The sequence below is a fragment of the Streptomyces sp. SID5785 genome (genome assembly GCF_009870065.1).
Classification (GTDB): domain Bacteria; phylum Actinomycetota; class Actinomycetes; order Streptomycetales; family Streptomycetaceae; genus Streptomyces.
Window position 1 is genome coordinate 1 of sequence record NZ_WWIA01000176.1, and the last position, 10,526, is coordinate 10,526.

Here is a 10,526-nt window from a genome sequence, read left to right on the forward strand (position 1 = left end):
CGCCCGCGGACAGGGTGCGGTCCCACGGGTTGCGGGCGGGGCCCACCAGGTCGTTGTCCGTGTAGCAACAGCAGCCGAACTCCGGGGTGTTGGTCTTGCCGATGCTGACGAGTCCGGCCTCGCGCATCCGCGTGACGGTGTGTGCGTCCACTGCGGGAACATGGTCGGCGAAGGCCTTCGAACCGTAGGTGGTGGTGACGCCCGCGGTGTCGACCAGGTCCTTGACCGCGGTGGGGACACCGAAGAGCGGGGTCGTGCCACGGTCCGCGGGGCCGCCCAGGGCCGCCGCGGCGGCCAGGGCGGCGTCGGGGGTGCGGGTCACGAAGGCGCCGTGCGCGGGGTCGAGTGCCTCGACGCGCGCGAGGCTGTGCCGCACCAGATCGTCCGGGGTGACGTCGCCCGCGCGTACCGCGGCGGCCTGTTCGAGAGCGGTGAGCGCGTGGAGTTCGGTCGCGTCGGTCATGCGGTCCTGCTTTCCTCGGTGGTCCCATGCATGGCCTCGACCTGCCGCCTCACGGCCTCCTCGTGGTCCTGGAGATCGCGGCGTGCGTCGCGGGGCCGCCAGCGGCCGGTCATCACGAAGACGAACGGCAGGAACAGCACCTGCCCGCCCAGGCACACCCACCACCACGTCTGCCACTGACCGGGGTTCTCCGCGGACGCCTTCTGCACCTCGGCGCCGTGTTCACGCAGGATCTTCAGCTGCGGGGCGGCCTTCTGGACAGTGCGCAGGTCCGCTGCGCCGACCTCCTTCTCCGCCTCGGCGAGCAGCGCGGGCGGCACCTTGCCGGGTCCGTAGGCGTCGAGTTCGGCGAAGATCTTCGGGTGGGCGCGGGTGACGGCCAGTGCGGGAGCCGCCTGCACGGACGCCCGCTCGACCTCGGTGCCGTGCTCGATCAGCGGGGTGACGGAGTGCACCACCAGCGGCACGAAGGCGGCCGAGAGCGCGACCGTGATCCGGACGATCCATCCCCAGATCGCCAGGCCCGTGGCGGTGGCGGCGGGGTTGTGGCGCTCGACGGTCTCCGTGAAGCTCGCCATCCACGGGGAGTAGGCGATGCCGCTGGTGACGCCGATGCCGGCCACGATCAGGGCGAACGTGTAGTAGCCGGTGTCCGGCCGGGTGGCGTGGAGGGTGAAGGCGAGGGTGAAGCCGATCGATCCGAGGGCGCCGGCCAGCATGAAGGGTTTGCGGACGCGCAGCCGGTCCGAGAGCAGGCCGGCCAGTACGAGGGAGAGCGCGTTGGCTCCCCAGTACCAGTTCAGGAGGGCGTTGGCGCGCTGCGCGGAGTAGCCGAACGTCGTGGCGAAGTAGAGGACGAAGTTGCCGACGGCCGCGTAGTAGAGGAGCAGGTACAGGCTGATGGCGACGGCGGAGCCGATGACGTCGAGGCGCATCATCTGCCGCCACTGGCCGTGCAGTGCGACGTCGGTGTCCATGCCCTTGGCGCGGGCCTCGACCAGGGCCCGGTCCCTCAGGCTCACCATGATCTGGTCCCGTAGCGCCGGGGCGAGTTCGCGCAGGCCGAACAGGGCGATGACGAAGAGGACGAGTCCGCTGATGCCGGCGAACCTGATCTCGTCCTGCCAGCTCGTGCCGCCTCCGTACGTGCGGGAGGTGACGGCGGTGACGACGAGGCTGCCGATGATCGGGCCCATCGTCCAGTAGCCCATGGCCGACGCCCGGCCCAACTGCGGTGAGAAGTCACGGATGAGGGCAGGTGTGGCGACGAGGATCATGCCCTCGACCAGGGCGACGGCGCAGTAGCCGATCAGGTAGCTCGTCTTGCCGGGTGCGTGCGGCAGCGCGAACGTGGTGAGCAGGCCGACGACCAGGAGTCCGTAGACCACGATGTTGGCCCGGCCCCAGCGGTCGGCCAGTCCCGCGACGAGCGAGGCGAAGGCGCCCACCGCGTTGGCCGCCACCGAGATGTAGACGAAGTACAGGAACGACATGTGGTAGTCGGCGATGATCGCGGTCGAGACCGCGTACTGCACGTACAGCTGGTAGTAGAGGACGATCGTGACGAGGACGACGATCCCCAGGTACCAGTAGCGGGAGGCGCGTTCGGGATAGTGCTGCAGTTGCCGGTGTGCCAGACGCAGGCGTGCCGGTACGGCCGGCTCCGCAGCGCGCGGTTCGTTCGTCGGTGGTGGCGATATCGACACCGTGCCTCCCCTGTGCTGGTCAGCCGCACGCCGGGATGCGTGCTCGCCGCGGCGAACGTAGTACCGACTGGTCGGTACGGGGAAGGGGTCGGGGCGAAGTTTGTGATCCACCCGCACGGGCGGCCGCACCCCGCCCCTTCTCCCGGGAGGCGGTCACCTCCGGCGTGGCGGCATCAGGGCAGGCGCTGCTCCGCGAAGAAGTCCCACATCACCCGGCTCATGTCCGGCCCGAGCGGATCGGCGAAGGGACCTGAACCGCCGCCGGGCCACTTGTGCTGCAGGCCCTCGACGTCGTACTTCTCGATCAGCGTGCGGCCACCGGTGCGGGCCGTGTAGCGCGTGCGCGTGTAGGGGCGCTCCCCCGGTGCGTCCACGCGTTCGGTGGCATCAGGTGTGTCGTCCACGTCGCCGTCCACCGTGCCGTCGCCGGCCAGGTCGTCGAGGGCGGCCCACTGCGAGGCCAGCCTGTCGGCCATCCACGGCGGCACCGTGGTGTCGGCGTCGCCCTGTTCGATCAGCATCGGCACCCTGCGGGCACGCGGACCCATCTCCGCGTACGCGAGCTTCGCGGTGTCCATCGGGCTGACCCGGTCCGGATCCGGCTGCACCCGGTCGAAGGCGTACTCCCCGCCCGCGAGCGACGCGGCCGAGGCGTACACGTCCGGGTAGGTCACCGCCATGATGACCGCGAGGCCCGCGCCCGAGGAGGCACCGGCGACGTGCACCCTCCGGGCGTCGGCGCCGTACCGCTCCACCACCTGCCGGGTCGCTCCGGCGATCAGCGAGGGCTCCCCGCTGCCCCGGTGCTGGTGCTGCGGCTGGATCGCGTTCCAGCAGCGCAGCAGATTCCGCAGCGGGTCCTGGGTCGGATAGACGACGATGACGTTCTCGGTGTCGGCCACGCGGTCGAAGCGCGTCATGTCCTTCATCGAGTTGGCGCCGAACCCGGTCATGCCGCAGCCGTGCAGCGCGACGACGACCGGCAGCTTCTTGCCCGGCCGGTACCCGGGCGGCAGGTGCACCTGGTACTCGACACGTCCCGCGGCGTCGACGTAGGTGCCGCGTTCGTCGTGTCCCGCCGCCGCGGACGCCGGGTCCGCCAGGAACGGCAGCCACAGGCCCGCGGCGGCCACCGCGAGCAGTGCGCGTCGGAATCCTCTTGCCATCACAGCCTCCAGATGTTGCGTGCGATGGCGCACATCCTCCGGGCGCGGCCCCGCCACCGGCCATGGGAGAGTGCCCAGGACCGGCCGCGCGATCCTGTGCCGGTTCACAAGCCAGATGTACCAATCCGGGGAATTGATATACTAGTGGGGTGTCTGCCACCCACGGCCCGCCGGCCGGACTGACGCACGTCCCCGCGCTGCTCCTGCTCGACAGTGACGCGCGCGGGCTCGACCGCACGACTCAGGCGTACCGGGCGATCAGACGCCAGATCATCGATCTGACCCTGCCCCCGGGCAGCGGCTTCACCGAGACGTCCCTCGCCCGGCAGTGGCAGATCAGCAAGACGCCGGTGCGTGAGGCGCTGGCGCGACTGCGGCGCGACGGACTCGTGAGCGCCCTGCCGCGCGCCGGTTACGTCGTCAGCCCGGTCACCCTCCAGGACACCGACGACCTGTGTGCTCTGCGGTCCCTGCTGGCGAGCGAGGCCACCGGCGCCGCAGCCCGCAGGGGCCTGCCCACTCCGGCGCTCGATCGCCTGGAAGCCCTGTGCACGGTGCCCGTCGCGCTGGCCGCGGGCGAGGCCGAGCAGGAGGAGTCGCTGCGCGCGGGCATCGAGTTCGAGGGCATCGTCGCCAACTTCACCGGGAACAACCGTCTCGGCAAGGCGCTCGTCGACGTCCTCGACGAACTCGAGCGGGTGCTGCGCATGGCCGCTCTCATCGAACCCGGCATCGCCAGCCCGCCCGGAGAGCTGGACGCCATCCTCCGGTGCCTGCGCGAGCGGGACGCCGAAGGGGCACAGGCGGCCACACGCGCGCGGTGCGAGCGGGTACGCCGCGACGTCCTCGAGGTGCTCGCCAAGAGCGCTTCGGTCAGCCGGGCACCCATCGAACTGCCCCGGCCCTGACGGCGCGGAGCGCAGTACCGGAGGGGAGCGCAGTACCGGAGGGGAGCCGCAGTGCCGGAGGGGACGGGCGCCGTCCCGCACCCTCCCCCGCGCCGACGCGGAACCGGCGCGCCCTCACCCGTTCACGCCCGCGCGACCGGCCAGTCCGCGCAGGAGACCACGTCGAACCCCCGAGCGGGGAACACCGTGTCCATGAAGAAGTCATGGACCGCCGGATCGCCGTCGCCGCACCCGTCCCGCAGCACCGTCAGCCCATAACCGCGGTCCGCCGCGTCGTAACACGTGGCCGCGACCATCGCGCTCGTCGCCACACCGGCCACCGCGAGCCGGGTGACGCCCCGTGCCCGCAGGACCAGTTCGAGATCCGTGCCTGCGAAAGCACCGGCACGGCGCTTGAGCACGACCACGTCCTCGGGGGCGACCGGGAGGTCGAGGCCGGTGCCGGGGGTTCCCTCGTGGAAGTCGTCCCCGGCGTCGAAGAACGACCGATAGAGCGCGCTGTCCGGCAGGTCGGCCGCATTGCTCCGGAACGCGAACCGCACGAACACCACCAGGGCACCGGCCGCACGCGCACGCGGAAGCAGTGCGGTGAGCGGCGGCACCACCTTCGCGGCGAACGGATAGGCGCCCGTGATGCCTCGCTGGACATCACCGATGATCAGGGCCGTGGTCATGAAAGATCTCCGTCCACTCGTTCCGTCCCGTCCTTGCTGCCGAGGATCCCCAGCTCGCCGACCCGCAGTCCGAAGGCGAAGCGGCCTTCGACACGGGTCAGCTCCATCATCCTGCGCACTCTGCGCTGGACAGTCCGGTGACTCAGCGCCAACCGCCGCGCGATCGTGGCATCCGCCAGACCGCCGCCCATGAGGTCCAGTATCCGGAGATCGGTCTCGTCGAACGCACCGGCGCGTCCGTCTCCCTCCCCTGCCGCGCCGGGCCGGTGGGACGGTCCGGTCCCCGGCCCGGGAAGGACCGGCCCGCATTCGGACATCGCTGACCTCATCATGGCCTTCCCTCTCGGACCGTCTCGCTCCTGACGTGAAACGACACTAGAAAGCAGGTCCCACTCGGACCACTGTCGTCTTGCACTGTCTGTGGACCGGCACGTTAGATCTGCCCTCGGCCGCTCCACTGCGCCCCTGGGGAATGTGCGTTCCGACAGTCTGTGTGGCGCCTTTACGACGCGGTTCCCTCGCGCCGCTCCGTTGGTCGCGCTGCCGTGGGAAGGTCGGTTCTGCCGAGAGCCTGTTCCGGCGACACCCCCGCTTGTCTGCCGAACCCGGAAACCCGTCATGCCCGCGTGCTCGTCCCTCTCCCCCCGTCGCGTCGCGCGGACAGGTCCCGGCCTGTTCGTGGTCGCCGGTCTGCTGTGGGGTACCGGAGGTCTCGCCGGGTCGTTCCTCGCCTCCCGGACCGGGCTGCCTCCGGCGTCCGTCGCCGCGTACCGGCTGCTGGTCGGCGGCGCCCTGATCACGTCCTTCACCAGGCACCCCGCCGCGCTGGGTTCGGCGCTCCGGGCACCGGGCGCCCCGGCCCGGCTGGCCTCGACCGGTGTCCTGATGGCCGTCTACCAGACCGCGTACTTCGCCGCGGTGCAGGCCACTTCGGTGAGCATGGCGACGCTCACCACGATGGTCGCCATCCCCGTGCTGGTGACCGTCGGCTCCACGGTCCTCGACCGGCGTCGTCCCACGTTCCGGTCGGTCGGTTCGGTGGTGACGGCTGTCTGCGGGCTCGTCCTGCTGCTCGACTCACCGGTGGGGGCGGACACCCGGCGCGCCGAGGGGGCAGGTCTGGCGCTCCTCGCGGCACTGGGCTTCTCCGTCCTCACGCTGCAGCGCCGGACGGCTCCGCCCGGCCCGGAACGGGACCCCACCATCGGGCTCGGGTTCCTGGCCGGCGGCGTTCTCCTGCTGCCCGCGGGCCTGGCGTCCGGAATGCAACTGCCGCTGCGGGCCGACGCGTTCGGCGCCGTCCTCTTTCTCGGACTGGTCCCCACGGCCCTCGCCTACAGCAGCTACTTCGCCGGTCTGCACCGGGCGGGAGCGGGCGCGGGCGTCGTCGCGGTGCTCCTGGAGCCGCTGACCGCCACCCTGCTCGCCGTGCTCCTCGGCCGTGATCGTCTGAACGGCGTCCAGATCCTCGGCGCGGCGCTCACCCTGTTCTCCATCGGCATCCAGCAGGCGCGCACAAGAGACACCTGTGACCTCTGAGGGAGCGGTCATGTGTGCGACGCGGAGGCGACACACCCTGGGCCGCGCGTCCTTCACACGCGGGTCGGTTCCCCTCGGTTCGGGAGCGCAGCGCGGTCGCGCAGTCGGGGACGTCCGAGCAGGACGTACGCGGCGATCCCCAGGTCGGCGAGGTTCGTGCCGTGCCTGCCGGACCGGGGCGCCGGGTTCCTGTCCGCGTCCATTCCGGCGAGGGTGAGGGCGTCGCGGACGTGGTGGCGCACCGTGGCCTCCGAGACGCCCAGCGCCTGCGCGGTGCGTCGGACCGACAGATCCTGTTCCAACCACACGCACAGGGTGTTCGTCAGACACCTCTGCGTCGTACGCAGCGGGTTCAACGTGTGTGCGGCCCAGGACTTGACGCGCTCCGGCTCCTCGGCCAACAGGTCGTCCAGGGTCGGTGCCGCGTCGGACGACGGCACCGGCGGCGGCGAGGGCGTGTGCACGAGCGTGGAGAGGATGTCCAGTGCCAGCAGGACGAGGATGCGGTCGTTCCCGGAGTCGAGGTCCAGGCCGAGCATGCGGCCGGCGCGGAGCAGTCTCTGACGCAGGGTGTTGCGGTGGACGCCGATGCTCCGGGACGCTTCCGCCGGCTTGGCCGAGCACCCGGCGTACAAGGTGTCGAGGAGCTGTTGGCGTCCGGGGTCGCTCAGCACGGGCGCGAGCAGGTGTGTGGCCCAGGCGTGCGCGGACGCGTACGCGAGAAGCGGGGCCACTTTGGGCGGTACGCCGGTGGAGACGCGGCCGGGGACGCGAAGCGCGTCGCGGAGCGCCTGGGCCGCTTCGGCGTAGGCGCGTCCGGCCGCCTCCACGCTGTGCGAGCGGCTCTCGCCCATGACGAGCCAGTCGCGGTCCTTCACCAGTGCGAGGAGGTCGGCCCCGACCCGCCCGTCGTTCCGGTCCGGCGTGACGACGACGGTCTGCGTCGGCTCGTCCGGACTCGGCGCCACGAGTGCCCGCCCGCCGAGGTTCTCCTCGCACCAGCGCACCGTGCGCTCCCGGTCGTCCCGGCCCGAGTCGATGATCCGGACCCGGGCCTGGGTGGCGTCCGCCAGCGCAGGGGCGAGAGTGCGGGCGGCCCGGTGGGCGTGTGCCGGGTCGGCCAGGAGTACGTGCAACGCGGCGGTGTTCACCCGTCGCGGCTCCACGCTGGCCGCTCCTCGGTCGCGGCGTATCTGCTCGAAGAAGCCGAGGAACGTGGCCGCGTGGCGGATCAGCCGGACGTCCGCCCGGTCGAGCGGCCGGTGCGAGGCCACTCCCAGGACGAGGGAGTCCCCTCCGTCGAAGACCCGGATCACCCGCGTGTGCGCGAAGGAGGCGGCGTCGCCGGGGGCGTCCGGGCAGACCAGCCGGCGGGCGCCGTTGTCGCGGTCGGCGGGCACCGCGGTCACGACGCCGCGCTCGCGCGACCCGAGTGCGACGTCGACGTCCAGGGCGGAGGACAGCCAGGTGAGCATGTCCCCGGCCGCGGCGGGGTGGTCGGTGCGGACCGGCACGCGCAGCAGCAGGTTCTCCAGGCGCTCCGCATGGCGCTCCGCGACGGCCGCCCTCTGCTGCTGGATGAAGTGATTGACGCCCACCCACTCCGCGTCCGCGCCCGTCACCAGGACCGGGAGCTTGGACGCGTCCGCCTGCGCACGCACCCGGGAGCTGATGACGCCCGGCTCTCCGGGGGTGCGCAGCACCAGTCCGGCCGCATTGTGCAGGCGCAGGTCCGTGATCAGGTCGCAGAGCCGTCGGTCGCCGCCGGCCCCGGGGAGGTGGGTCCAGGTGACGAGGGCCAGGCCGCCGCCCGAGGCCGGGAGGTGCTGGGAGGTGATGTCCTGCCCGGTCTGGCGGGCCGGAACGACGGCGGTGACCTCGGAGACGGGTGTGTCGCCGTATGCGCCGGGGTGGGTGGGGTGGGCCCAGCGCAGCCGCAGATCGGGCCGGGTCTCGACGAGGTGGTTGAGCGTCAGCACGTCAGCCTCCCTGCCGCCGGGGCCCGGCCCCGACCGGCCTGCGCTCCGACGGCCGAGCGGCCGCGGTCAGGCGTTCCACTCCTGCCACTCCTCGGCGAGGACCGCCCAGAGTTCCTTGTCGTGGCGCTCGCCCTGGTAGGGCCACGCCTTGCGGCGTACGCCCTCGAGCGTCATGCCGAGACGCTTCGCCACCGCCGCGCTGCGGTCGTTGTCCGCGCGGCAGTGCCATTCGGCCCGCGCCAGGCCGCGGGTGGTGAACGCCCAGTCCAGCAGGGCCCGGCAGGCGGCGGTCACGAGGCCGAGACCTTCCGCCGACGGTTCCAGCCAGCAGCCGATCTCGCAGGAGCCGAGGTCCGCGCTGAAGCTGACGTACATCACGCCACCGACGAGCCGGCCGTCGTGCCAGATGCCGTACAGACGGGCGCCGTCCGCGGCCTGCCACTCCGCGTACCGCGCGAGGGTGGCCCGAGCCCCGTCCACGTCGTCCGTCACGAACCGCTGACCGACCCACGGGCGGATGTGCTCGCGGGCCCGGTCCATGTGCGCGGCGAACTCTTCCGCATGCCACGTCTCGAGCGCTCCGAGACGGGCGTCGTCGCGCAGGGGCAGGGACAGCATGGCCACTCCTTCGTACATTCACATAACAAGCGTTACGTCAATATACCGTGGCGCCGCGCCGGACACCAAGAGCGATCCGCCCACCGCCCGCGCGGGACGTGTGACACACGGGACGGTCGCGGCCCGTCGCCGCGTGTCCCCGCTCTCAGCCCCTCAGCGAGGCCATCCACTCCTCGACTTCGTCGGCCCGGCGCGGCAGGGCCGCCGAGAGGATCCGGCAGCCGTCCTCGGTGACCAGCACGTCGTCCTCGATGCGCACACCGATGCCCCGGTACTCCTCCGGCACCGTCAGGTCGTCGGGCTGGAAGTACAGGCCCGGTTCGACGGTGAAGACCATGCCCGGCACGAGCGTGCCCTCCAGGTGGGTCTCCACCCGCGCGGCGGCGCAGTCGTGCACGTCCATCCCGAGCATGTGCCCGGTGCCGTGCAGGGTCCACCGGCGTTGCAGACCGAGCTCGAGCACCCGGTCGACAGGACCGTCGAGGAAACCCCACTCGACGAGCCTGTCCGCCAGGACGCGCTGCGCGGCGCGATGGAAGTCACCGAACGCGGCACCGGCACGGACGGCGGCGAACCCCGCCTCCTGCGCTGCGCAGACCGCGTCGTAGACCTTCCGCTGCACGCCGCTGTACCGCCCGCCGATCGGGAGGGTACGGGTGACGTCCGCCGTGTACAGGCTGTGCGTCTCCACGCCGGCATCGAGCAGCAGCAGGTCACCGGAGCGGACCGGACCGTCGTTGCGTCCCCAGTGCAGCGTGGAGGTGTGCGGCCCCGCGGCACACGTGGAGCCGTAGCCGACGTCGTTGCCTTCCACACGCGCCCGCAGGAAGAAGGTGCCTTCGACGTACCGCTCGCTCGTCGCCCGGGCCTGGTCGAGGTTCTTCACCACGTCCTCGAAACCGCGCACGGTGGAGTCGACCGCCTTCTGCAGTTCGCCGATCTCGAAGGCGTCCTTGACCAGGCGCGCCTCGGCGAGGAAGGCGAGCAGTTCCTCGTCGCGCCACTGCGAGATCCGACCGGCGACCGCGGACTCGACCGGCGCGTCATAGCCGCGGACGATCCGCGCCGGGCACTCGCTCACGCGCAGGACATCCGGCAGGCCGCGCACGTCCGCGGTGGCAAGCCCGTACAGCACCGCCGCTTCGTCGAGCGAGTCACGGCGTCCCACCCAGAGTTCGCCGTGCTCGTCGAGCCAGAACTCTCCGTTCTCGCGGTCCGAGCACGGCAGCAGGTAGAGCGTCGCCCGGTGCCCCGCGGCGTGCGGCTCGAGGACCAGCACGCCCTGCTCCGACTGGTCGCCCGTGAGGTAGGCGTACTCGGTGGCGGCGCGAAAGGCGTAGGCCGTGTCGTTGGAACGCGTCTTCAGACGGCCCGCGGGGATCACGAGCAGCTCACCGGGGAAGCGGGCGGAGAGCGCGGCGCGGCGACGGGCGGTCTCGGCGGCCTGGGCGATCGGCTCCAGATCCCGCGGCA

10 protein-coding genes are annotated in these 10,526 nt (G+C 71.9%); 2 read left to right on the forward strand and 8 right to left on the reverse strand.

What is annotated here, in order from left to right; translation table 11 throughout:
* From GTW43_RS05385 to GTW43_RS05395, 3 genes are all read right to left on the reverse strand, one after another.
* Positions 1-463: amidase (locus tag GTW43_RS05385; RefSeq protein ID WP_161300463.1), on the reverse strand; the 463-nt coding region annotated here is incomplete at its 3' end.
* The gene (locus tag GTW43_RS05390; protein ID WP_161300464.1) at positions 460-2,169 is read right to left on the reverse strand and encodes an MFS transporter; all 1,710 of its coding nucleotides are present in this window, start codon (positions 2,167-2,169) and stop codon (positions 460-462) included. The genes GTW43_RS05385 and GTW43_RS05390, both read right to left, overlap by 4 nt.
* A 173-nt stretch (positions 2,170-2,342) precedes the next feature.
* Positions 2,343-3,335 carry a PHB depolymerase family esterase gene (locus tag GTW43_RS05395; RefSeq protein WP_161300465.1) on the reverse strand — a complete coding sequence of 331 codons (993 nt, stop codon included), beginning with the start codon at positions 3,333-3,335 and terminating at the stop codon, positions 2,343-2,345.
* A 149-nt stretch (positions 3,336-3,484) separates the two neighbouring features.
* Between GTW43_RS05395 and GTW43_RS05400 the strand changes: the two genes are divergently transcribed.
* Entirely contained in the window at positions 3,485-4,243 is a 759-nt protein-coding gene (locus tag GTW43_RS05400; protein WP_161300466.1) for a GntR family transcriptional regulator, read from the forward strand.
* A 122-nt stretch (positions 4,244-4,365) separates the two neighbouring features.
* On the opposite strand, the gene GTW43_RS05405 is transcribed toward GTW43_RS05400, so the two are convergent.
* Positions 4,366-4,917 (reverse strand): isochorismatase family cysteine hydrolase, encoded by a 552-nt coding sequence (locus GTW43_RS05405; RefSeq protein WP_161300467.1) that lies wholly within the window; start codon positions 4,915-4,917, stop codon positions 4,366-4,368.
* Positions 4,914-5,108 carry a DNA-binding response regulator gene (locus GTW43_RS05410; protein WP_161300468.1) on the reverse strand — a complete coding sequence of 65 codons (195 nt, stop codon included), beginning with the start codon at positions 5,106-5,108 and terminating at the stop codon, positions 4,914-4,916. Before GTW43_RS05410 ends, GTW43_RS05405 begins: the two co-directional genes overlap by 4 nt.
* Positions 5,109-5,535: 427 nt before the next feature.
* Between GTW43_RS05410 and GTW43_RS05415 the strand changes: the two genes are divergently transcribed.
* Positions 5,536-6,456: an EamA family transporter gene (locus GTW43_RS05415; RefSeq protein WP_161300469.1), complete on the forward strand. Its 921-nt coding sequence runs from the start codon at positions 5,536-5,538 to the stop codon at positions 6,454-6,456.
* 53 nt (positions 6,457-6,509) lie between these two features.
* Here GTW43_RS05415 and GTW43_RS05420 read toward each other — a convergent pair whose 3' ends face one another.
* The 3 genes from GTW43_RS05420 to GTW43_RS05430 form a co-directional block, all read right to left on the reverse strand.
* Positions 6,510-8,435, reverse strand: a complete 1,926-nt coding sequence (locus GTW43_RS05420; RefSeq protein WP_161300470.1) for a helix-turn-helix domain-containing protein — start codon at positions 8,433-8,435, stop codon at positions 6,510-6,512.
* Between the two features lie 66 nt (positions 8,436-8,501).
* Complete coding sequence (locus GTW43_RS05425; protein WP_161300471.1) at positions 8,502-9,053, reverse strand: GNAT family protein; 552 nt, start codon at positions 9,051-9,053, stop codon at positions 8,502-8,504.
* A gap of 145 nt (positions 9,054-9,198) precedes the next feature.
* Positions 9,199-10,526 (reverse strand): aminopeptidase P family protein (locus tag GTW43_RS05430; RefSeq protein WP_161300472.1); only part of this gene is annotated, 1,328 nt, incomplete at its 5' end.